This is a genomic window from Arcobacter sp., assembly GCF_050300555.1.
Taxonomy (GTDB): domain Bacteria; phylum Campylobacterota; class Campylobacteria; order Campylobacterales; family Arcobacteraceae; genus Arcobacter.
Window position 1 is genome coordinate 20,993 of sequence record NZ_JBNKXY010000017.1, and the last position, 23,304, is coordinate 44,296.

The window sequence follows — 23,304 nt, forward strand, 5'->3', positions numbered from 1 at the left end:
ATTTAATAACTATTAAGATAATAAGCTTAATTATTAAAATAATTTAACAATATAATATCCACCAAAAATCAACCATATAAATAAGACTAAAGCCAAAATAAGAGGTTTGAAACCTACATTTTTAAACTTCTCAAAAGTAGTTTCCATACCTAAAGCACTCATTGCCATAGTTAAAATAAAAGTATCAATAATATTTATATAATCTACTGCCACATTTGGTAAAAAATCAAAAGAGTTAACTCCAACAACTAACATAAACATCACAGCAAACCAAGGAATAGTTATTTTCTTTTTTTCATCACTTTTTGATAATCCAGTTTTAATTATAAAAATAGACAAAATTATTAAAAAAGGAGCCAATAGCATTACTCTTATCATTTTTACTATTACAGCATTTTCTGATACTTCTGTTCCTAAGGCATTGCCTGCTCCAACCACATGTGCAACCTCATGCAATGTTCCACCAATATATACTCCCATATTAAAAACATCAAGATTAATAAATCCTGCTTTGTACATAAAAGGATATAAAAACATCGCAATTGTTCCAAAAATCACAACAGTTGATACAGCAATTGTACTTTTATATGCTTGTGATTTTAAAACTGACTCTGTAGCTAAAACTGCTGCTGCTCCACAAATAGAACTTCCAACACTTATTAATATGGTCAATTTTTTATCCATTTTTAGAACTTTTACTCCAAAAAAATATCCCAAAATAAATGTAAAACATACAATTAAAATAGCAACTGAAAATCCATTTAATCCTACCTCTTGCAAATTTTGTAAAGTCAATCTAAAACCATAAAGGACTATACCTAGTCTTAATATTGTTTTTGTAGAAAATTTCACCCCTCTATTCCAGCTTTTTGGAAATTTACTTTTTAAACTATTTGCAAATATCATGCCCAATACAATACCAATAATCAAAGGACTTATTCCAATACTTTTAAATATCCTAAGTTCTGAAAGATAAGTTGCCAATAAAGAAAATAAAGCAACAAAAATAATCCCAAATATTGTTCCTTTTTTATTATCTATTTCAAATAACACCCTTAGCTCCTTTTGATTTTTTGAAGTATAACTCTCTTTTTTTAATATGTAAAATATATTATTTTTAATATAATAATAAATATTTTTAATAAGGAAAAATATGACATTAAAGGAATTAAGCTTTTTTTATAAGCTATGTGATAACCCACAAGTAACTCAAGTAGCACAAGAGTTAAATATAAGTCAATCAGCTATCTCACTAGCAATAAAATCTTTAGAAAACAAACTTAATGAACAACTTTTTGATAGGCTTGGAAAAAAGTTAGTACTTAATGAAAGAGGAAGATTCTTTAAGGAAAAAACCTATTCACACTATCTTGCCATAAAAGATGCAAAAAATATTTTTCAAAAAAACAAACTAGCAGGTCAGATGAAAATAGCAGCTAGTAAAACTATTTCTAACTACATCATGCCAGATATTTATTTCGATTTTCTATCTCAATATAAAGAAGTAAAATTTGACATAGAAACTATAAATTCAACAATAATATTAGAAAAAGTTTTAGATTCAAAACTTGATATTGGACTAATAGAAACAGATTTTACTCATTCAAATATAATAAGAGAAAAATTATATGATGATGAATTAATCATTGTCACAAGTGATGAAAACTATCCTAGAACTTCTTATATAGATACCATAGATAAAAAATGGATTTTAAGAGAAATTGGTTCTGGGACAAGGGAAATATTTATAAATAAACTTGGGAAACACACAGAAAAACTAGATATCTTTATGGAACTTCATGGTTTTGAAGAGATAAAAAAAATAGTTATGGATAACAAAGATTGTATAACAGCCATATCAAAAGTTGCAGTTAAAAAAGAGATTGAAAATAAACAACTCTTCGAAATAAAACTAAAAAACTTTGAGTTCAAAAGAGAGTTTTATTTGATATATCATAAAAATAAATCAAACAATCTTCTTTTTAAAACTTTTATTGAATATCTAAAAAACAAGCTACACTAATCCTTTAATAAAAGAATTAGTGTAGCTATTGAAGAGATTAAAATTCCAATTAGAACCTTTAACCCAATAGTTTGTCCTTGAATTATAAACATCAATAAAGCAATACAAGCTGGGTTTATATAAACATAAGCCATAACTTTTTTAGGACCTAGATTTATTGATGCTTGTTGGTATAAATAAACAGTAAATAACGTTGCTCCAATAATCAAATAAAGCATATAATAAATCAAATCACCTGATATTTTTTCCCATTGTAGAGGTATTTCCATAAACAATAAAGCAAGTGACATCCAAATAATTCCACTAAATAAAGTTACAAAAACTAATACTATTAGTTCATCACCTTTTTTATGAACTAACTTTGTAGATATAGAGTATAAAGCCATAGAAATAATGGCAAAAAGAAAAATAATATCACCTTGGTTTAAATGAAATTTTAAAAACAGTTGTAAATCACCTTTAAAAACTACGATACAAGTTCCAACTATACCTACAAGATAGGTTATTAATTGGATTAGCCCTATTTTTTGTTTTAATAAAAAGATTGCAAATATTGCTGTAAGCAAAGGTACAAGGGTAAAAAGTGTTCCCGTATTTAGAGCAGTTGTACTTTCCAAAGCTTTAAACAATCCAATAAAATATAAAGAATAAAATAATCCAATAATCATACCTCTTGGAAGAGTAGATAAAACTTTGTTTCTATATTTTTTATTTATAAAAATTAACGGAGCTAAAAATAGTGTTGCAAAAATAAAACGACATAGGGTCAATGAAATTGGGTCAATAACACCAGAAAGCTTTTGAGAAGCAATAAATGAACCTGCTACTAAAAAAGTAGCTAGTAGAAGTAAAAGATGAGCTTTTATTTGATTTGTCAAAATTATCCTTTTGAAATATATATTAAAATACTAATCAAAAAAAAATAGTTTGTCCTTTACATATGTTGATTTTTATTTGAATTGGTTAAAATACAACAGATTAACTAAGCTAAAGGAATTAAAATGAAAATAGCGATATTAGATGACTATCAAGATGTGGTAAGAACACTTGATTGTTTCAAAATTTTAAATAATCATGATGTACACATTTTCAATGACACATATAAAAATACAAATGAGTTAGCTTCAAAATTAATAGATTTTGAAGCCTTAGTACTTATAAGAGAAAGAACAATTATCACTGAAGAACTTTTATCTAAACTTCCTAATTTAAAACTTATTAGTCAAACAGGGAAAATAAGCAATCACCTAGACTTAAAACTATGTCAAAAATATAAGGTAGAAGTTGCAGAAGGAGTTGGTTCACCTATCGCACCAGCTGAATTATGTTGGGCACTTATTATGACATCTGCTAGAAATATACCTGAATATGTATCAAACCTGCTACAAAATAAATGGCAACAATCAAGGAACTTAGGTTTAGGAAGAAGTTTAAATGGTCTTACCTTAGGTATTTGGGGATATGGAAAAATTGGTCAAAAAATAGCCCAATACGCAAAAGTTTTTGGTATGAATATTTTAATTTATGGAAGAGAAGCATCTAGGACTTTAGCAAACGAGCATGGATTTGAATCTACTGATAATAAAGAGCATTTTTTCAAAGAAGCAGATATTATAACTTTACATTTAAGACTTAATGAAGCTACTAAAAATTGCGTTACGAAAGAGGACTTAAAATTGATGAAAAAAGATTCTTTATTTGTAAATACAAGTCGAGCAGAGTTAGTTGAAAGTGGTACTTTATATGAAGAACTGTTAAATAATCCATCAAAAAAAGCAGCAATAGATGTTTATGAAAATGAACCCATATCAAAAGAGTCTGAGCCACTTTTAACTTTACCAAATGTACTTTGTACTCCACATCTTGGTTATGTTGAAAAAAATAGCTATGAACTATATTTTAAAATAGCATTTGAAAATATCATTGCATATGCAAATGGTTTACCTCAAAACTTAGCCAAATAGCTTAACTCTCTTTTATCTTTTTTCTAATTCTACTTAACTGTGTAGGAGTGATACCTAAATGGTTTGCTATATGGTGAAGTGGAATTCTATTTTCTATATTTGGATTATTTTTTATAAAGTTTTCATATCTTTTTGTTGCATCATCAAGTATTAAAGATATCTCATTTTTTTCTTTTACTATTATCCAATTTTTTTCTAAATAATTAATATAAAAATTCTTAAACTCATCATTAGTTTCAATAAGCTTTTTATATTTAAAAAAATCAATATAAATAAGCGTAGAATCCTCTAAAGCATCAATGCAAAGATATGAATCTTCCCCAGTAATAAGAGAAACTTTTGAAGCTGAAAAATAGTTTTCACTAAATAAATTTTTAGTATAAATTGCACCTTGTTCATTTGAAAAAAAAGTGCGTAAGATACCTTTACAAATAAAATAAATATATTTTGCAGGTGAATATACATCTTGTAAGACCTCACCTTTTTTTACCTCTTTTAAAAAGCTTATTTTTCTAAATTCTCCAAATGATTTATCGGAAAAATTTTGATACTGTTTACAAGTTTCCCTTAACTGATTAAAACAACTTTTTTCATAACTTTGTTTTGGCATTTAAATATTTAAACCCAACTTTTCATCAAGACCTAACATGATATTCATATTTTGAACAGCAGCACCTGAAGCTCCTTTTCCAAGGTTATCAAGTCTTGAAATTACAAGCATATAATCTTCACTATCATATACTGATATTTCAATTGTATTTGTATTATTACAATTCATGGCATTTAAAAAACCATCATCAAGGTATTCAATATCATTTTCAATAATTTTTACAAATTGCTCACCCTTGTAATACTCTTTATAAATAGAAATTACTTCGTCTTTAGAAACTTTTTTTGATAGTTCATCTTTTATCAAATAAGACATAACTAACATTCCCTGTGAAAAGTTTCCAACACTTGGAGTAAAAAATGGAGCTGATTCTAATCCTAAAACATGCTTCATTTCAGGTAAATGTTTATGACTAAGTCCTAAAGCATATGGTCTTTGACTATCAAATTTACCTTTATTTGCTGGATCTTCATAAGCATCAATCAATGCTCTTCCTCCACCACTATATCCTGTAATAGAGTGACAAACTATTTTTTGTGATTTTAAAACAATCCCATTTTCAATCAATGGTTTCATAGCCATAATAAATCCACTAGCATGACAACCAGGAACACAAACTCTTTTAGAGTTTTTTATTTTTTCTCTTTGAGTAGGAGTTATTTCTGCAATTCCATAAGTCCATTCTGGGTTTGTTCTGTGGGCTGTACTTGCATCTATTATTTTCACATTTTCATTTGTGATTAATGCAACAGACTCTTTTGAAGCAGCATCAGGAAGACATAAAAAGACTAAATCAGCTTCATTTAAAAACTTTTTCTTAATCTCAATATCTTTTTTTTCTTCTTCACTTATTGTTAGAAGCTCTAATTCACTTCTATTCTTTAACATCTCGTTTATTTTTAATCCAGTCGTTCCAAACTGTCCATCTACAAAAATTTTATATTTCATTTTTACTCTTTAAATTATTATATTTTCGATATTTTAACTTGATTTTGGTTAATTGTATATATTTTTTATTTTTACCATTTTAAAAAATATTTGCAAACTAATTGCATTGTTCTTTGTGTATATACCAAGTCATTGTTTTATTGTTATTCAATAAAAATTTTTCAGCCATTTTATGTGTTGATTCACCATCAATCAAATAAAACCAACCATAAACTCCCACTTCAGACTTTACTCCATCAATAGAACGTACAAAATTATATTTGCCAGTTTTTACAGCTTGAACATCACTGATTTTTTTTAATAACTCTAATGCAGTAGTCCCATTTTGATATTCAGTATTTACAACTTTATCAAGTTTATGAGTACCATATATGATAGTAACTTTGATTTGCTCTGACATTAAAAAAGTTGTCAGAACAAATAATAGAAAAATATATTTCATAAAATATTTTTTTTAAGATTTTTTTACAAATTCTTGTTTTAGTTTTATAGCCCCTACTCCTGGAACTTTACAGTCAATATTATGACCATCACTTCCTTCAACAAGTCTAATACCTTTGATTTTTGTTCCTACTTTTATACCAGAAGAACTACCTTTTACTTTTAAGTCTTTGATAACAGTTACATCATCACCATCACTTAATATAGTTCCATTTGCATCTTTAACTACTAATGTAGCTTCTTCTGTTTCACCTGCATCTTTTGACCACTCATGTGCACACTCAGGACAGATTAGTAAACTCCCATCTTCATATGTATATTCACTCCCACATTTTGGGCAATTTGGTAATTGACTCATTCTTTTCCTTTAAAACTTTTTTGGAATTGTAGAATATTAATCAAATAATGTCAAATATAATGATTAGATTTCTTCTTTTAAATTCTCAAACTCAACTGATGTCATACTTGGAACAAACTCTATAATTTCATAATTTGCTAACTTTGCAATATTAAATGGGTCTTCTGCCAATATTTCTTGCAACTTCTCTTTTGAAGTAAGTTTTGAAAGTATCACTCCACCATCTCTTGGTATTTTTCTTCCAGAAGCTATAAAATTCTTTTTTGCATATTGTTCTTTTAAATACTTTACATGAGCTTCAAGATATTTATCTACCTCATCCAATGATTTAATATATGTTAAATTGACTATAAACATGCTTACCCTTTAAATTTTAAAAATAAATTATAATAGAAATTTCTAAATCTAACTATAAACATATATAAATAAAATGATTTTATCTATCATCTTTTATTTTAACCTTTAAAAACTCTTTTTTTGAGTATCATCAACAACTGCAGTAGCTAAAGCTAATGTATCACTTGCAATCTGTCTTGTTTTTGATGCAACATCTGCATTTTCTTGAGTTTGCCTATCAAGACTTGTAACAGCATGATTTATTTGTTCAATTCCTGCTCGTTGTTCCTTACCTGCTTGTTCAACATCTTGAATAAGCTCCAAAGTTTTAGAAACATTATTATTTAAACTCTCATATCCTTTTATCATCAAATCAGTTATATTTTTTCCATCATTTGCTTTTGTTGAAGCACTTTCAACTAAATTTTTTATCTCTTTAGCTGCTTCAGCACTTCTATTTGCAAGATTTCTAACTTCTTGTGCAACTACACCAAAACCTTTTCCTGCTTCTCCAGCGGTTGCTGCTTCGACGGCAGCATTTAGTGATAAGATATTTGTTTGAAATGCTATTTGATCAATAACACTTATTGCTTCATTTATAGCATTTACCTCTTCATTTATTTGTTCCATTGATGTTGTAGTTTTTTTAGCAAAAGATTCACCCTCTTTTGCAGAAGTTGCCAATTCTTTAGCATAGTTTGACATTTTTATTATATTTTCCGTATTGTTTGCTATAGTTGAAGTTATCTCTTCAAGTGCTGCAGCTGTTTCTTCTAAAGAAGCCGCTGCTTTATTTGAAGAACTACTAAGTGTTTCAACGTTATTCATAAGTTCATTTGCACTTGTTTGAAGAACTAAACCATTACTTTTATCTTTTTTTAACATATCACTAATAGATTTACCAAGAGTATTAACACCATTTGAAAGCTTTAAAAAATCGTCCTTTAGACTTGATACATCTACACTATTTAAATATTTATAATTTGAATATTCTTCTAAAACTAAAAGTACATTGTAAATATTTTTTTGTAAATTATCTGCCATGTTATTTAATTCAGTTTTTAGCCTACTTAGTGTTGGGTTTGATACTTGCAATGTTAATCTTTGAGAAAGGTCACCTTTTTCAAATTCACCAAGTACCTGAACTATTTCATTTAGTATGGCTTTATCTTCTTCAAAAGATATTCTAAGAGATTTTATACCTTTATTTATCTCTTTTGCCATAACTCCAAATTCATCTTTTGAATCTATATCAAGTTCGTTTAAATGGTCATTTTTTCCTTTAAGATACTCAAAAAACATAATAATACCATCTTGAACTTTTTTTATAGGAGATAAAACTTTATTTAAAAATAAAAAAACAATAATAAGAGTCAAAACTAGAAAAATAATAGAAGAGATACCAAAAGTATATAGACTATTATAAATTTTTTTAAATGCTTTTTCTTTATCAAGCTCTACACATAGATACCAATTTGCAACTTCAATCTTTGAAAATGCTACAAGTTTTCCATTGATTTCACCAAACTTATCATCTGATGTTCTAAATGATTTTAAAATATCACTTTGCTTATCTAGCATTTTTTTATCTTTATGTATTAAAATTTTACCTTTTTCATCAACTAAATAAGCAAATCCATAATTCTCTATAGAAATATTTAAAACTGTTTTTACAATTGTGTCTAAAAATATATCAGAACCAACTACTCCTATCATATTATTATCTTTTATAATTGGTGCAAAAATAGAGATTGTAAGTTTTTTAGTTGCACTATCAATATAAGGTTTTGTTACACCTTCTTTTTTTATCTCTTTAGCTAGTTTATACCAAGGTCTTGCTCTTGGGTCATATCCATCTTTTGCTGCCATTGTATTTCTACCACTCCATCTAAGCATTGAACCATTTGATTCATACCCAGCATATACAGAACCAAAACCTCCAGCATCTTTTCCAGCTACTAACATGTTTTTAATCTCTTCCTTAGAATTTTCAGAATCATAAGATGACAATTGATTAGCAATAGATTTTATTACATCTGCTTTAGAGTTTAAATAATCATTAACATATTTTGCTGATTCAGTAGAAAGAAATTTCTCTTTACTCTTTAAATTGTTATAATTATCTGTATAACTGTTTGAAAGCATCATATACCCTAGTATGATGTATGACAATGCCACCATTGCTGATATTGATATTAGTAGTTTTAACTTTATACTCAACTTTTTCTCCTAATTATTTTTTAGTTTAAATTACGTTTTTTTACATAGTAAAAATATTATTTTATATAAAACCGTTAATTCTAACTTATACTAGTGAAAAAGTAGTGAAAAAATTATATTAGAGTAAATAAGACCTAGCACAATACAAATAAAGTTATTTTCTAAGTCTTATATATCAAAAACTTCCTTAGCTGCAAACAATCCATTTAAAGCACAAGGGAAACCTCCATATGTGGACATTTGCATAATTACTTCTAAAATCTCTTCTTTTGTACACCCTACATTTAATCCTGCATGAATATGCACTTTTAGTTGTGGTGCTGCATTTCCCATAACAGTAAGTGCAGCAATAGTTGCTATTTCTCTTGATTTTAAATCTAAGGCTTTTCTTCCATAGATTTCTCCAAACATTCCTATAAGTATATCTGCAAAGTCTGGTGCTATATCATTTAGTGACTCGATTACTTTCTCTCCAGCACTTCCATCTACTTCTTTTAATTTTTCCCAACCTTTTTTATATCTATCTGATTTCATTTTATTTTCTCCATTTTTATAACATCTGTTTGTTTTTCTAAATGATTTTTTATATCTTCAAGTGCTTTTAAAGTGTAATGATATGTAAAATGATTGTTTAATGATAACTCATCACTCCATTGCTCATATAAATATAACTTATTAGATTCTAAGTCCTCATATAGATTAAATTCTATACAACCTGATTCTTTTCTTGTATCATCAATAATTAATTTTAATATCTCTTTTGCTTTATCAAAACTCTCCTTTTTGGGATGTAATGTTGCAAAAATAAATAATGTAGTTTTCATATAATCTCCTTTTTTATTTGAGAAGATTATAAAAGAATTTGAAATTTAACAGTATAAGAAAAGTATCTTTTTTTATAAGTTTTGTTCTATAAAATTCAAAAAGATAGTTTTATAATATTTTTATGAATATTCACACAAAATTAAGGTATTTCTATTTATTATTACAAAACATAATATAAATATAAAAGGATATTTTTAATGATAAAACTAATAATGTGTGTTACAAAAAAAGATGATATGACTAGAAAAGAATTTCAAGAGTATTGGCTAAATACTCATGGAGAGTTACTAAAAAAATTTGCAAAAACATATAATGTCAAAAAATATACTCAAAGCCATACAATAGATTCTTCATTAAATGAAAATGTAAGAAAATCAAGACAAATGCCAGAATTAGAATACGATGGAATTGCTGAACTTTGGTGGGAATCAGAAAAAGAATTTATTGAAGCGATAAGTTCAGAAGAAGGTGTAAAATTACGTACTGTATTTTTAGATGATGAAGCAAAATTTTTAAATTTTTCAAAATCTACTGCTTTTTTTACAAAAGAGTTTGAAATAGTAAAATAAATAATAATCTTACTCTCTTACTTTTTGTTCTCTATAAAGTAAGGGAGTCATTTTATAATATTTTTTAAACTGGATAATAAACCAAGATACACTTGAATATCCACATGAAGTTGCTATTTGAGATATGCTTTTTTGAGTATTTTTAAGAAGTGTTACAGCCCTATGAAGTCTTCTTTCATCTAACCACTCTTTTGGGTTTTTATTATATAGTCTATTCATCTCTTTTCGCAAAGCTTTTGAGTTCAGCCTTGTAAGTTTACACATATCATCAACACTATTTATAATATCAAGATTCTCTTCTAAGATATATTTGATTCTTGAAGATTTTGTTTGAATAATTTTATTTAAAAAAGCAGCAAATTTTTCTTTATCTTTTGAAAGGGAGTATAAAAATATCTCATCAAGTTTAAGTTTTACTAAATCGATACTATTTTCTATGTTTTTTTCAAAATATTTATTTATAGTACCAATACAAGTATTTATAAACTCATCTCTTTTTAATGGTAAAACATCTTCTTGTTCATCTGTATCTACAGTGATATTATATCTTTTAATAAAATTAAAAACATACTCATCATCAAAAAATACTAATATAGATTCATAACCATTTTCATTCCCAATTATTTCACTCATAAAATAGTTACCTTGAGACAAATAAAGTATATCAGTAGTATCGATACTAATATCACTGTTTTTAAGATGTAAAGTTTTACCACCATTGATTAATAAAATAGCAATATGCACACTATTTCGTAAAAAAAGTTTATCTTTTTTATATATTGTTGACTTTGATACTAATATCTTGTCATCACTAATAATTTGATATAACTCTTTATTTTCCAATATATAATTAGGTAAGGTAATTGTCATTATTTTAGCTTTTATATACCATAGGTTGATATTTCAGTTCTTGAAAAAGTTTTTCTTCACCTTGTTTTACAAAACCAAATGATTCATAAACTTTTATAGCATATAAAGAGGCATTAACTTTCATATTTTCAGTATTATAAGTCATCTTAGTAAATTCCCAAAACTTTTTTGCTATACCTTTCTTATGATAATTTGAATCAACAAACAAATGAAAAATTTGATTTTTATCTTTTATAGTAAGAAGTCCTACAATTTTTTTATCTATTATATATACAAATTGTTCATAAGTTTTATCTAAAATTCTCTCTTTAAAAGCTTTTGATGATATCTCATCAACAAACCACTTTGGAGCATCTTTTTCAAAAATAAAACCCAATAAACTATTTGATAATTTACTTAAATCATCCACATCATTAAGATTTACTTTTCTTATATTTTCGTTTATTGAATTGCTCATATTTTAGTAGTTTAACTATTTTCTTTTGTATAAAGACAGACCCTATTTCGTCCACTATTTTTTGCATCATATAAGGCTAAATCAGCTCTATTTAAAAGATTATCAATATTATCACAATTATTTGCACTAGCTACCCCAAAAGAGGCTGTAAAGCTCAATGATATTTCATTTTCTAAAACTATCTGTGTTTCAAAAATTTTCATACGTAATCGTTCAGCTACTTTTACTGCTTCATCAACACTTGTTTGAGGTAATAAAACAGAAAACTCTTCTCCTCCAATACGACCTATAATATCCACATCCCTTAAAAGTTCACGACTTATATCAGATATTTTTTCTAAAACTAAATCTCCTGTACTATGACCATATTTATCATTGATTTTTTTGAAAAAATCAATATCAAACATCATTATAGATAACTGCCCTTTATATCTATGAAACCTAGATAACTCTACTTCACTACGCTCTATAAAATATCTTCTATTTGGTAGATTTGTAAGATAATCATAATATGCTCTATGCTCTAATTCAAATTTTACATTTCTATTTTCTATAGCAATAGCAGCTATATTTGCAGCAAAAGTAATTCTTTCAATATCCATTAAATTTGGACAACATTGTTCTTTATGATATATTGCAAATGTACCTAAAACTTCACCACTAGAAGAGATTATTGGTTCAGACCAACAAGCTTTTAAATTAGCTTTTATTGCTAAATCTAAATATGGTTGCCAGTACTCATGAGTTAAGATATCATCTACAATAATACGTTCTCCAAGAAAAGCAGCAGTACCACAAGAGCCAACACCTACACCAATTTTGATACCATCAATTGCTTCATTATAAAATTTAGGAAGATTAGCAGATGAAACTCCTGTTTTCAGATGTTCTTTATCACAATCCAATAATAATATACTACATAAAGACGTTGGGTCTTCAGATTCTATGGTTTGAACAATATTGAAAAGAATATCATTTAAATTAGAACCTTTTGCCACCATTTCTAACATACGGTCATGGGCACGATTTCTTAGTTCACTTTTCCAATGATTTGTTATATCACTAAAATTAACTAAACGTTTATTTCCAATCCAAGAAACTCTTATAAAAACTCTACGTTCACTGCCATCTTTACAAGTTACTGTTACCTCTAATTCAGGACAAGATGTACCTCCTCGAATAGAAGAAGCAACTTCTTTATGCCAAGGAACAATAACTTCGTTTCTGTATCTTATGTCGGGATATGCTTTTTTATACCAAGTATCAAGGTCAGGTAAATCTTCAATGGTATAGCCAAATAGTTTTGTAAATTGATGATTTACATACTCTATTTTTCCATCTTGATTTGACCATCCAACTCCCACAGGAGAAAAATCTAAGATATCTTTTAATTGAATCTGTTGTTTAGTACTTTTTTCTAATCGAAATTTCAATTTTGATTCATTTAATTTTGATAACTTATTTTGAGCTAACATTTGCACCATTTTTACAATACAATCCATAAGTGCTTCCATCTTTTCTCTTGTAACTATTGGAACACTATTTATTGCTTTTAAGTATTGTTTTTCATCATAGTTATATTTTTTAGCTTGTTCAATAAAAAAATCAACATTAGGTTTTTCTTCTAAAACTTGTCCTAAAAAAACTGTTGCTAGTATTTTTCCATCAATCACAATAGGAGTGGCATAATCAATAAGACCATTTTTACATTTTGAGTAACTAACTTCTCCCTCATGTAAATTTTTCATCAAAGAAAGATTACTCTCTTCACAACAATTACTGGATTCAGAATTAACACGATGAAATAAGGAACAGGCACTAACCCAACCAGCTTGAGTTATAATTTTCCCCTCATTATTGACTAAGCCATTTGGGATTTTAGTTGCTTTATAAAAACTTTGTAATAATTCATCAAATTCAGTAATATCAACTAAATCATCAAATTTATACCTAGCACCATCATTTATAACTTTTTCATCTAACACACATAAATCCTAAATATCTACTTATTATGCTTTAGTTTATTATTTTAATACTTTTAAACTAATGAAAATAAAACTTTAGTACAAAAAGTGGTGTTATTTAGCTATTTTCTATACGATAACCCAAACCAAAAATATTTTTAATACTATTTTCAGGCAATTTTTTTCTAAGATTTTTTATAGTTGATTTTAATGTATCTAAAAAATTCCTTTCAAAATTATCTTCCCATACATACAAAATAATATTATCATAAGTTATTGTCTGATTTATATTTGAAAATAATATTTCTGCAATTTTCGTTTCATTATTTGTTAAAGAGATGAGTTGATTATTATTGTACAATTCACTTGTTTCAACATTCCAATAATAATTATCTTTTAGATTAACAATTCTTTTAGATGTTATATTAAAATTATCCAGCTCTTCCATAGCTAAATTTAAAGCCTCTTTTAACTCTACCCTAGTTATTGGTTTTACTAAATATTTTGTAAGCTTTAATTCTGTTGCACTTAATAAATAGTGCGTATCAGAATGGGCTGTAAGCATTATAGCTTTTGTAGTATGGTCTTTTTCTCTAATCTTTTTTAAAAGTTCTAAACCATTAAGTTTAGGTAAATTTATATCTATTATCAAAATATGTGGCTTTTTTTCTTTATATATTTTATATGCTTCTTCTCCATCTTTTGCCTCATAAACTTCTTTAAACCATTTTTGAAAATAAGTTATATATTTTTTTCTAATATCATCCTCATCTTCTATAAAAAGAATGCTATAAGGTTTTTGTTCATTACTCATTAATATCCTTATTAAATTTTATTCTAAAGCATGCACCTTCATTAATATTTTCAACTTCTAATTTTCCTTGCATACCTTGCTCTACTATTATTTTTGATATATATAATCCTAATCCCGTCCCCTGTGCTTTATGTTTTGTTGTAAAATATGGCTCAAATATTTTGTTGATATTTTTTTCATCTATTCCCCCTCCATTATCAATCATATCTATAAATATCGACTCATCATTAGAATATAAGTGTACCAATATTTTAGGATACTCTATTTTATTTTGAATCAAAACATCTTTGGCATTATTTAGGATTACAAGCAGTACTTGCAACAATTCACTTTTATAACCACAAATATTAAAATTGTTTTGAATTTTCTTTTCAAGATTTATATGATGATATTTTAAAGATGATTCTACAATTGCTAAAGATTCATTTATCACATCTTCTAAAGCAAATATTTCTTTAAACTTATCTTGGGAAAGTAGATTTCTAAAATCATCTATAGTTTGAGACATATATTTTGTCATCTTCTCTATTTCATCCAACTCTTTTTCCATAATTTCAGAGCTAAACCCTTTATCTGACATCTCATCATCTATAATAAGCACCGAAGCATTTATCTGCGAAAGTGGTTGTCTCCATTGATGAGCTATGTTTTCTATCATTTCTCCCATTGATATAAGCTTATTTTGATGAAAAATCAGATTATCTTTTTGTCTTGATTTTTCTAACTCCTCTTTTACCTTTTTTTGTAATTCTTTGTTTAATTTTTCTTTTTGGATAGTATGATATAAAATAAAAGCAAAAACAACTAGGATAAAAATTAAAATTTTATATAATAATGTATAGTCAACCCCTTTATCATAACGTACATTGATATAATGTTTTAAAATAGTTTCTTTTTCACTATCTTTTATAGAATCTACTGCTTTTTGGAAAATGTCATGAAGTATAGGAAGTTCTTTTTTTATGCCAAGACTTAGTTCCAAAGGGATTCCAGTATCTCCTGAAATTTTAAGGTGTATAAATCCTATCTTTTGAATATGCCATGCAATAGTAGGAATAGTATCAATAAAACCAAAAATTTCTTTATCCTCTACTTTTATAAGCCCCTCTTTTACTGAACTTACTTCAACTAATTTAATACTAGGATATTTCTTTTTTAATAATTCTATGGAAGCATAACCTCTAATTATTCCAAATTTCTCATTTTTAAATTTTGATAAATCTTCAATATAAGAAACATCTTCACGGGTTGCTATTACATTTTGACTTGAAAAGTAAGGAGTAGTAAAAGATAGATATTTTTCACGACTTGAAGTTTTAGCGATCATTGATACTATGTCACACTTACCTTCTTTTGCAGCTTCTAATACTTCTTGCCAATTTTTTGCAGGATAATTAACAATTTTATGTCCTATTTTTTTAGAGAATAATTTTATAAACTCTGCCCCAACACCTGAATATTTTCCTTTTTTATCAATATAATCAAGAGGTTGCCATACAGAGTCTGCACAAAGTTGTATATCTCCATGATTTTTAAGAAATTCACGCTCTTTAAATGAAAGTATTTCTAATTTATCATCCCAAATATGCCATTTTTTATTTAATTTATTCATTTCATTTAGTGAAATAGAATTCATAGCTTTTTGTAGTATATTTGCAAAGAGAGACCAATCTTTTCGTACCGCAATATGTAAACCTGTTTTGTTGTCTTTTTCAAAAATTCCTGCAACTTTTAGATTATAAAATCTATTTTTTTGTATCATATAAAATGCACTTGGTCGTTGATCTAATAAAAAATCAGCTTTACCTGTAGCAACGGCTTCATATCCTTCTTCAGTTGTAGAAACTTCATAAAATTTTAATTGAGGATATTTTTTTTTCAACAATTCACTACTTTGCCATCCTTTAAAATAAATAGCTGTCTTTCCATATAAGTCTTCGATTGTTCTTGGTTCTAAAATATCATTTCTAATAATAAAATAACCTGGTAATTTTAAAAAAGGTATAAACTCTCCATATTTTTCAAGCTCTTTTGTCTTTGCTAAAGAATGAATAATATCTATTTCATGCTCTTTAAATCTTCTTACTAAACTACTCCATTTATCAGAAACAAACTCAAACTTGACTCCAACTTGTTTAGCAATAAGATTTAAATATTCTATGCTATATCCTGCAGGTTTACCCTCTTCATGGTAATCCATTGGTGGCCAATCAAACTCGCTACTAACTTTGATAATTGGATGTTTTTTTAACCACTTTTTTTCTTCTTCTGTAAAATATATTTGTGAAATTTTTTTATTTGAAGATGTACTAAATTGTTCTCTTTCTTGATATGAAGAGATGCCCTTTTTACTTTGATTTAAAACAAATTTATCAGGATTTATAAACTCTTTTGTATCCCCTAAACTTATATAAAGCTCTTCTATTTTTTTAATTCTATTTAAATCAATACTACCAATCTCATATCCATCTGGCTCCATAAGTTTTTCTATTTCTTCTGCTTCAAAAAGAAGATGTTCTTTACTTTTATGTTGGGTATTGTATTTTTTTAAAATAATATTAACTATCTCTTCTTTGTTATCTAAGGCATATTTCCAGCCTTTATTTGTAGCTTCTACAAAGTTTTTTACCACCTTAGGATGATTTTCAGCATAATTTTTTGTTGTAACTAAATTTACGTCATAAAGAAGCTCTCCACCATAGTGAGCTGGATCCATTATTACAAAAGGGATATTCTTTTTTCTTAAATAATAAGGCTCATTTGTAATATATATAGACATAGCATCTACCTTGCCAAAATTAAAATCTTCAAAATCCATAGAGTTTTGAATCAAATTATAATCACCCTCTTTAATTCCGTGTTCTAAAAACATTTTTCTAAAGTTAGCACTTTCTATTTCTTCTTTTGATGCTACAATAGTTTTGTTTTTTAAATCTTCTGGAACTAAAATATCTTTTTTAACGGCAAGTGCTAGGGGTGATCTTTTAAGATAGTTTGCTACCAATAAATATGGTTTTTTATTTTGAATATCTCGGATTATACTACTATAAGCTATAAAAAACTGTACTTCATTTTTTAAACATTTTTCACCAAAAGGAACAGATAGGTCTCTCTCTAAAAGTTCTACATCTAAGCCCACCTCTTTATAATACCCTTTTTCCAAAGCAGCATAAAATCCAGCAAATTCAAATTGATGTTTCCATTGAAGTTCTACTTTTATAGAATCAGAAAAAAGATAATTAAATAATATAAAGACTAGAAATAAAAATCTAATCACAAAATAACCCTTTACAATAAACTATTCTAAAAATAAAAATTTAATTCAATATTAAAATCATCAATAGTAAGATTTAGAAGATAATTAATAGCCTTTTTAAGAACATTTTTTTCTTCTGCAAATTTAAGATGCTCAAAAAATCTTTCCCGCTTTTGGGTATCAGTCGTATAATGCCATGAAGTAGCCACATAAGCTATAGGTAAATACTCTTTATCTTGAGAATAGTTTTTCAAATCTTCCCATAAAATAAACCAATGATTTTCATTTGGACAAATTATATCTAATCGAAGAAAAATATTTATAAGTCCAAAATAATCTAAATCTGATTTTGAATTAAAATTTTTATCATCTTTTATTATATCAATTATTCTTTTAGCACTCAAATTTGTCTCCTTTTAATTATTTTTTTAAAAAATTAATAAATTTTGCTAACAACTTTAGATTTAACTCATCTTTCATATGTACATACATAAGTTTAATAGCTTCAAAACTTGACATTGGTTCTTTATATGATCTTTTTGTAGTCAAAGCATTAAAAATATCACAGATAGCTACAATCTGTGAAAATGGATGAATTTGAATATATTCCAATCCTTTTGGATAACCTTTTCCATTTATTTTTTCATGATGCTGTTCTACTATTGAAAGTACACCTTCCTCTTCTTCTCCCATTTCACGAAGAATATCAACACCATAAGAGGGATGGTTTTTCATAATTTCAAACTCCTCATCTGATAATTTTCCTTTTTTATTTAAAATAGATAAAGGAATATTTTTCTTACCCAAATCATGCAACATGGCACCTTTTCCTATTGATTTGAGTTGATTTTCACTTAATCCTAAATATGCTCCAAAGGCTAAAGCATATGTTGAAACATCAACAGAATGTGTATATGTACAATAATCATGACTTGTAACTTCAATCATAGATTTTAGTGCATTTGAATCATTTAATATAAAATCAACACTACTACTAACAATTTCAGATATGTGATTTATCTTATTTTTTGTAACTTCACCAACCAATAAATCTTGCATGGTATCGTTTGCTAATTCGTGCATAAGTTCTGATTTTATTAATGGTGTATTTTCTTTATTGTTTAAAATAGAAAAGAGATACTTATTTATATCATTTGAATATTTATCAAAATCTTCATGTTTAATATATAAATTTTCTATATTTTCAGTTTCTAAAGACTCAACAGTTCTTTTATCATAGTTGTCTTCAAATCCTAAAAATTTATTAAATATATTTTCTTCATTTTCTTTGTATATGGAGTAGCTTAAACTTTCACCTAAAAATAGTATTTTAGGTGATATTTTTATTAATTTATCTCTTTCATAACTAACAGTTGTCACTATTTTTTCTGTATTAATAATGTTGTTCAATGCAATACACCTCCAAAAAAAAATTGTATTACAAAGTAGTGAAAAAGTAGTGAAAAGTAGTTGTGGCTTATTATTTGCCTAAGTTAAAAATCCCTTTAACAAACTGATATAAAATAAAAAGAAAAATAAGAGGAAGAAGTATAGTTTGAAATACAAAAGCAATAATTAAAGAGACTATATACTCACTAGAATTATCAACTGCTTTTTTATATTCATCTACTTTTTTTGAGTAATAATCTGAATCAAATTTTTCTGCAATTTTATTAAAAATAGAGCTATTTTCTTTTTGTTGGATTGTATTTACTGTTACTTGATTAACTTCATCTTTTACTTTTAGAATATTGTCATTTAGTTGGCTAATATTATAATCTTGCTTTACAAAACTATTATATGCAAAATCATTTACTAAACCTATGAGTGGAACTGCAAAACGAAGAAAAATAAGTATTATAGTAACTTTAAAAAATAGTGTTCTAAATCGTTCATCTTTTGAAAATCTATAAAATAACCACACATTTAAAATCACTAAAGTAAAAAGTAAAATAAAATTATATAAATCATTTGTAACAAAATTCATCATTATTTTTTGAATACCAAGAGAAGTCATACTAGCTAACATAACAAAAGAAAATTGTTCTACTAGATCATTTATAGGATCTAAAACTTCTCCAATAGCTACAGTTAAAAAAGGTAAATCTAGTTCAGTACCTTGAGCGAGAGAAATCACAGCATTTAAAGCTTTTGCACTTCCAAAAACAATCACTGATTGTGTAAAACTTTTATCAACTAACTCTTTGCCTTTTATATCCAAAGTATAAGAAAAAGCAAAAAATATTATAATTATTGATAAAAAAATAATTAACAGCTTATTCCAATGAGTTTTTAAAAATTGCATATGATGTCTTTATTTAGAATTTTTATATAAAAATATTACTCTTTTTCAAAAATATATCCAGCTTGTGATACATTTTTTATTATATTTATTGGCATTTTATGCCTAATCTCTTTAATAAAAGATTTTAAGGCATGACTTGTCATAAATTTATCTTGCCATAATTCAACTTCTATTTGCTCATAAGTTGTTATTGAATTCTTATTTTTATATAAAAGATATAGAAAATCTTGTTCTCTTTTTCTTAAAGGTATTACTTCATTTTCTTTATAAATAAGTATTCTTTTAGATAAATCAAGTTTTAAATCATCATGTAAAAATATTTGTTCTCTAAGATTTTTATCTATATATTTAAGTAAGGCTTCATTTAATTTTTTTGAATTTAAAGGTTTTAAAATAAAATGGTCAACATTTAAATTTATTAGATTCATCAAGTACTCTTCACTTGAATATGCAGTTAACATAATAACCATAGTTGATAAATCATCTCTACGTATCTTTCTTACAAGATCAATTCCACTCATTCTTGGCATTTCAATATCAGATAAAACTATTTTAGGTTTATATTCTTGATATAATTCATAACCTTCATAACCATTTTTAGCTTCATATACTTCTTTAAAATAATATTTTAAAGTATTTACAATAAACTCTCTAATACCACTTTCATCTTCTACACATAATATACTTATATCTTTTAACTTTTCTATTAATTCATCATTCATATATCTATTCCTAATACTATTATTTTAAAAATTGCTCCCTCATCATCATTTTCAACACTTAAATCTCCACCCATATTATTTTCAATAATTATTTTTGATATGTAAAGTCCAAGTCCTGTTCCTTTTGTGGAGTCTTTAGTACTATAATAAGGATCAAAAATCAAATCAAGATTCTCTTCATTTATTCCACCTGCATTATCTTTTATGGTTACGATACTTTGCATACCTTTAGAATCTATTGTAATACTAATTTTAGGATCAGATATCTTTTTTTCTGCCAAAATATCTTTTGCATTACTTATAAGATTTAAAATAACTTGTGAATACTCTGTTGGATATCCAAATATTTTTTTGTCATTTTTTATATCTAAAAGCAATTCTATGGAAAGATTATGCAATGTTGCATCCACTAAATTAAGTGCTTTTTTACAAGCATCACTAATCCAAAAATACTCTTTTTTCTTATCTGGCTTATAAAAATTTCTAAAATCATCAATAGTATTTGACATAAAATCAATCATTTCATTACTTCTATCAATAGAATTTAAAATATGTTTTTCATCGACTTTTTTAAATCTAGTTGCGGTTTCAAGTTCCATCAAAATACCAGATAACTCACTTAGTGGTTGTCTCCACTGATGAGCAATCATAGAAATCATTGAACCTACTTTTGCCAATCTTGATTGTTGAAGTATTGCTTTATCTTTTTTCTTACCAACTTCAATTCCAAATGCAACTTTAGAAGCTAGTGTTTCATTTAGATTTTTTAACTTAATCTCTTCTTCTCTCACTTTTTTTACATATTTTTTTACAATATCACTAATTATAGTAATCATTAAAAGAGTAAATAAAATCATAAAAACTAAAACACATAAACCTAATACAATAACAAAATATAAAAATTTTTCTTTACTTTGTTCATATAGTTCTGTTTTATTTTTTATAATTTCTGTTAATTTATCGCTTTTTTTATTTTCTTGTATATAAATTTCTACGTAGTTTTTTAAATCTTTGTCAAAGTTCTCTTGTGAAACTTTTAAGTAGTAAGAGCTAATAAAGAATAAGCAAAAAACAATAGTCAAAAACGGTATTATTATTATAAAAAATGGTATCCCGTCTTTATTAAACACTTTTTTTCCTTGAATGTAAAGTGTGAGAATCATCTCACACCTTATACTGATTTATGATTTTTTATCATTAATATTATCAACTATCTCTTTCCAAATAGCTTTATCAATTTTAAATTCACTATAATCATTATATCTAAGAACAGGTACAATTCCTTCTTTAAGTTGTCTTTCATATCCTCTAATTAATTTTAATACAGGTTTGTATAATAATGCAATAACAACCATATTAATAATAGCTAATAATCCCATAGATAAATCAGCAAAAGAGAAGATTGAACCTAAATCTTGCATTGAACCCCAAATAATTAATGCAATACAAATTATTCTAAATACATTAAATGATGTTGCATTTCCTTTGCTAAAAAAGTTTAAACTATTTTCAGCTAAGTAGTAGTTATAAATCATTGAAGAAAAACCAAATAAAAATAATGCAAAAGTTACAAAGTAACCACCTAATGGTCCAATATGCTCAATTAATGCAGTTTGAGTTAATAATACCCCTTGAACACCTTGAGCACCTGGAACATAAGCACCTGATAAAAGAATAATAAATGCTGTACAAGAACATAATATAATTGTATCAATAAATACAGAGAATGATTGAACAATTCCTTGTTGAACTGGGTGACCAACATAAGCAACCGCTGCAACGTTTGGAGCAGAACCTAAACCTGCTTCATTTGAAAACATTCCTCTTTTTGCACCTTGTAAAATAACTGCACCAATTCCACCACCAATTGCAGAACTTGGGCTAAATGCTTCTGTTATGATTCTTGTAATTAATGCTGGGATTTCACTAAAATTTAAAACAATTACAACTGAAGCAATAAGTAAATAACTAACAGCCATGATAGGAACAATAACTTCTGACATTCTAGCAATTCTTTTTACTCCACCAAAAATAGTGATACCAAATACAAGTGTTAAAATAACACCACTAATCCATGTTGGTAAGTTAAATGATGCTTCAAATGAAGTAGAAATAATAAATGATTGTGTTGCATTAAAAGCAAAACCAAATGTAATCATTAATAATATAGAGATAACCACACCTAACCATCTTTGACCTAATGCTTTTGTAGCATAATAAGCAGGTCCACCTCTATAAACACAAGAATCTAATTCATCTTTTTCTTTGTAAAGTTGTGCCAATGAACATTCAAAAAAACTTGTCGCCATTCCTACAAGTCCAATAACCCACATCCAAAACACAGCTCCAGCACCACCAAGTGTGATTGCAACTGCAACCCCAGCGATGTTTCCACCACCAACACGACCAGCAACACTTAACATAAGTGCTTGAAATGAACTAATATGTCCATCTTTATCATGTACAGTTTCTCTTAAAATGTGAAACATTTTAAAGAAATATCTAAATTGTACAAATCTAGAACTTACTGTAAAAAAGATACCAAGAATTGGTAGTAAGTAAATTAAAAGCGATCCCCAAATCAAATCATTTAGGAATGTATTTATTTCTGCTAACATTTAT

24 protein-coding genes are annotated in these 23,304 nt (G+C 26.7%); 3 read left to right on the forward strand and 21 right to left on the reverse strand.

Annotated elements, in window-relative coordinates; all coding sequences use genetic code 11:
- Nucleotides 1-33 precede the first annotated feature (33 nt).
- The gene (locus ACQY5W_RS11550; RefSeq protein WP_428025127.1) at nucleotides 34-1,053 is read right to left on the reverse strand and encodes a YeiH family protein; all 1,020 of its coding nucleotides are present in this window, start codon (nucleotides 1,051-1,053) and stop codon (nucleotides 34-36) included.
- A 100-nt stretch (nucleotides 1,054-1,153) separates the two neighbouring features.
- Between ACQY5W_RS11550 and ACQY5W_RS11555 the strand changes: the two genes are divergently transcribed.
- Complete coding sequence (locus tag ACQY5W_RS11555) at nucleotides 1,154-2,023, forward strand: LysR family transcriptional regulator (protein WP_428025128.1); 870 nt, start codon at nucleotides 1,154-1,156, stop codon at nucleotides 2,021-2,023.
- On the opposite strand, the gene ACQY5W_RS11560 is transcribed toward ACQY5W_RS11555, so the two are convergent.
- Entirely contained in the window at nucleotides 2,020-2,901 is an 882-nt protein-coding gene (locus ACQY5W_RS11560) for a DMT family transporter (protein WP_428025129.1), read from the reverse strand. The genes ACQY5W_RS11555 and ACQY5W_RS11560 overlap by 4 nt on opposite strands.
- Before the next feature lie 123 nt (nucleotides 2,902-3,024).
- On the opposite strand from ACQY5W_RS11560, the gene ACQY5W_RS11565 reads away from it, so the two are divergent.
- Nucleotides 3,025-3,987 carry a D-2-hydroxyacid dehydrogenase family protein gene (locus ACQY5W_RS11565; RefSeq protein ID WP_428025130.1) on the forward strand — a complete coding sequence of 321 codons (963 nt, stop codon included), beginning with the start codon at nucleotides 3,025-3,027 and terminating at the stop codon, nucleotides 3,985-3,987.
- Nucleotide 3,988: 1 nt separating this feature from the next.
- Here the strand turns inward: ACQY5W_RS11565 and ACQY5W_RS11570 are convergent, their stop codons facing one another.
- The 8 genes from ACQY5W_RS11570 to ACQY5W_RS11605 all read right to left on the reverse strand — a co-directional run bounded on the left by ACQY5W_RS11570 (nucleotide 3,989) and on the right by ACQY5W_RS11605 (nucleotide 9,724).
- The gene (locus ACQY5W_RS11570) at nucleotides 3,989-4,597 is read right to left on the reverse strand and encodes a Crp/Fnr family transcriptional regulator (RefSeq protein WP_428025131.1); all 609 of its coding nucleotides are present in this window, start codon (nucleotides 4,595-4,597) and stop codon (nucleotides 3,989-3,991) included.
- Nucleotides 4,598-5,545: an N-acetyl-gamma-glutamyl-phosphate reductase gene (argC, locus tag ACQY5W_RS11575; RefSeq protein ID WP_428025132.1), complete on the reverse strand. Its 948-nt coding sequence runs from the start codon at nucleotides 5,543-5,545 to the stop codon at nucleotides 4,598-4,600.
- 97 nt (nucleotides 5,546-5,642) lie between these two features.
- On the reverse strand, nucleotides 5,643-5,987 hold the full coding sequence (locus ACQY5W_RS11580) for a DUF4430 domain-containing protein (protein ID WP_428025133.1): 345 nt from the start codon (nucleotides 5,985-5,987) through the stop codon (nucleotides 5,643-5,645).
- A gap of 12 nt (nucleotides 5,988-5,999) precedes the next feature.
- Entirely contained in the window at nucleotides 6,000-6,344 is a 345-nt protein-coding gene (locus ACQY5W_RS11585) for a zinc ribbon domain-containing protein YjdM (RefSeq protein ID WP_428025134.1), read from the reverse strand.
- A 63-nt stretch (nucleotides 6,345-6,407) separates the two neighbouring features.
- Nucleotides 6,408-6,701 (reverse strand): YciI family protein, encoded by a 294-nt coding sequence (locus tag ACQY5W_RS11590; RefSeq protein ID WP_428025135.1) that lies wholly within the window; start codon nucleotides 6,699-6,701, stop codon nucleotides 6,408-6,410.
- 105 nt (nucleotides 6,702-6,806) lie between these two features.
- A complete protein-coding gene (locus ACQY5W_RS11595) occupies nucleotides 6,807-8,900 on the reverse strand; it encodes a methyl-accepting chemotaxis protein (RefSeq protein ID WP_428025136.1) in 2,094 nt (697 codons plus the stop codon).
- Nucleotides 8,901-9,068: 168 nt separating this feature from the next.
- Nucleotides 9,069-9,434: a carboxymuconolactone decarboxylase family protein gene (locus ACQY5W_RS11600; RefSeq protein WP_428025137.1), complete on the reverse strand. Its 366-nt coding sequence runs from the start codon at nucleotides 9,432-9,434 to the stop codon at nucleotides 9,069-9,071.
- Nucleotides 9,431-9,724 (reverse strand): putative quinol monooxygenase, encoded by a 294-nt coding sequence (locus tag ACQY5W_RS11605; protein ID WP_428025138.1) that lies wholly within the window; start codon nucleotides 9,722-9,724, stop codon nucleotides 9,431-9,433. The genes ACQY5W_RS11600 and ACQY5W_RS11605 overlap by 4 nt, the downstream gene beginning before the upstream one ends.
- Nucleotides 9,725-9,922: 198 nt before the next feature.
- On the opposite strand from ACQY5W_RS11605, the gene ACQY5W_RS11610 reads away from it, so the two are divergent.
- A complete protein-coding gene (locus ACQY5W_RS11610) occupies nucleotides 9,923-10,294 on the forward strand; it encodes an EthD domain-containing protein (protein WP_428025139.1) in 372 nt (123 codons plus the stop codon).
- 9 nt (nucleotides 10,295-10,303) lie between these two features.
- On the opposite strand, the gene ACQY5W_RS11615 is transcribed toward ACQY5W_RS11610, so the two are convergent.
- The 11 genes from ACQY5W_RS11615 to ACQY5W_RS11665 all read right to left on the reverse strand — a co-directional run bounded on the left by ACQY5W_RS11615 (nucleotide 10,304) and on the right by ACQY5W_RS11665 (nucleotide 23,300).
- Nucleotides 10,304-11,164: a helix-turn-helix domain-containing protein gene (locus ACQY5W_RS11615; protein WP_428025140.1), complete on the reverse strand. Its 861-nt coding sequence runs from the start codon at nucleotides 11,162-11,164 to the stop codon at nucleotides 10,304-10,306.
- Between the two features lie 4 nt (nucleotides 11,165-11,168).
- On the reverse strand, nucleotides 11,169-11,621 hold the full coding sequence (locus tag ACQY5W_RS11620; protein ID WP_428025141.1) for a GNAT family N-acetyltransferase: 453 nt from the start codon (nucleotides 11,619-11,621) through the stop codon (nucleotides 11,169-11,171).
- 11 nt (nucleotides 11,622-11,632) lie between these two features.
- On the reverse strand, nucleotides 11,633-13,606 hold the full coding sequence (locus ACQY5W_RS11625; protein WP_428025142.1) for a diguanylate cyclase: 1,974 nt from the start codon (nucleotides 13,604-13,606) through the stop codon (nucleotides 11,633-11,635).
- Nucleotides 13,607-13,703: 97 nt separating this feature from the next.
- Nucleotides 13,704-14,399, reverse strand: a complete 696-nt coding sequence (locus ACQY5W_RS11630; protein ID WP_428025143.1) for a response regulator transcription factor — start codon at nucleotides 14,397-14,399, stop codon at nucleotides 13,704-13,706.
- Complete coding sequence (locus ACQY5W_RS11635) at nucleotides 14,392-17,676, reverse strand: transporter substrate-binding domain-containing protein (protein ID WP_428025144.1); 3,285 nt, start codon at nucleotides 17,674-17,676, stop codon at nucleotides 14,392-14,394. The genes ACQY5W_RS11630 and ACQY5W_RS11635 overlap by 8 nt, the downstream gene beginning before the upstream one ends.
- 26 nt (nucleotides 17,677-17,702) lie before the next feature.
- On the reverse strand, nucleotides 17,703-18,059 hold the full coding sequence (locus ACQY5W_RS11640; protein WP_428025145.1) for a hypothetical protein: 357 nt from the start codon (nucleotides 18,057-18,059) through the stop codon (nucleotides 17,703-17,705).
- 16 nt (nucleotides 18,060-18,075) lie between these two features.
- Nucleotides 18,076-19,065: an HD-GYP domain-containing protein gene (locus tag ACQY5W_RS11645; protein ID WP_428025146.1), complete on the reverse strand. Its 990-nt coding sequence runs from the start codon at nucleotides 19,063-19,065 to the stop codon at nucleotides 18,076-18,078.
- A 70-nt stretch (nucleotides 19,066-19,135) separates the two neighbouring features.
- Nucleotides 19,136-19,960, reverse strand: a complete 825-nt coding sequence (locus ACQY5W_RS11650; RefSeq protein ID WP_428025147.1) for a hypothetical protein — start codon at nucleotides 19,958-19,960, stop codon at nucleotides 19,136-19,138.
- A 35-nt stretch (nucleotides 19,961-19,995) separates the two neighbouring features.
- A complete protein-coding gene (locus ACQY5W_RS11655) occupies nucleotides 19,996-20,682 on the reverse strand; it encodes a response regulator transcription factor (RefSeq protein WP_428025148.1) in 687 nt (228 codons plus the stop codon).
- Entirely contained in the window at nucleotides 20,679-21,812 is a 1,134-nt protein-coding gene (locus ACQY5W_RS11660; RefSeq protein WP_428025149.1) for a sensor histidine kinase, read from the reverse strand. Before ACQY5W_RS11660 ends, ACQY5W_RS11655 begins: the two co-directional genes overlap by 4 nt.
- Nucleotides 21,813-21,863: 51 nt before the next feature.
- A complete protein-coding gene (locus ACQY5W_RS11665) occupies nucleotides 21,864-23,300 on the reverse strand; it encodes an alanine/glycine:cation symporter family protein (RefSeq protein ID WP_428025150.1) in 1,437 nt (478 codons plus the stop codon).
- Between the last annotated feature and the right edge of the window lie 4 nt (nucleotides 23,301-23,304).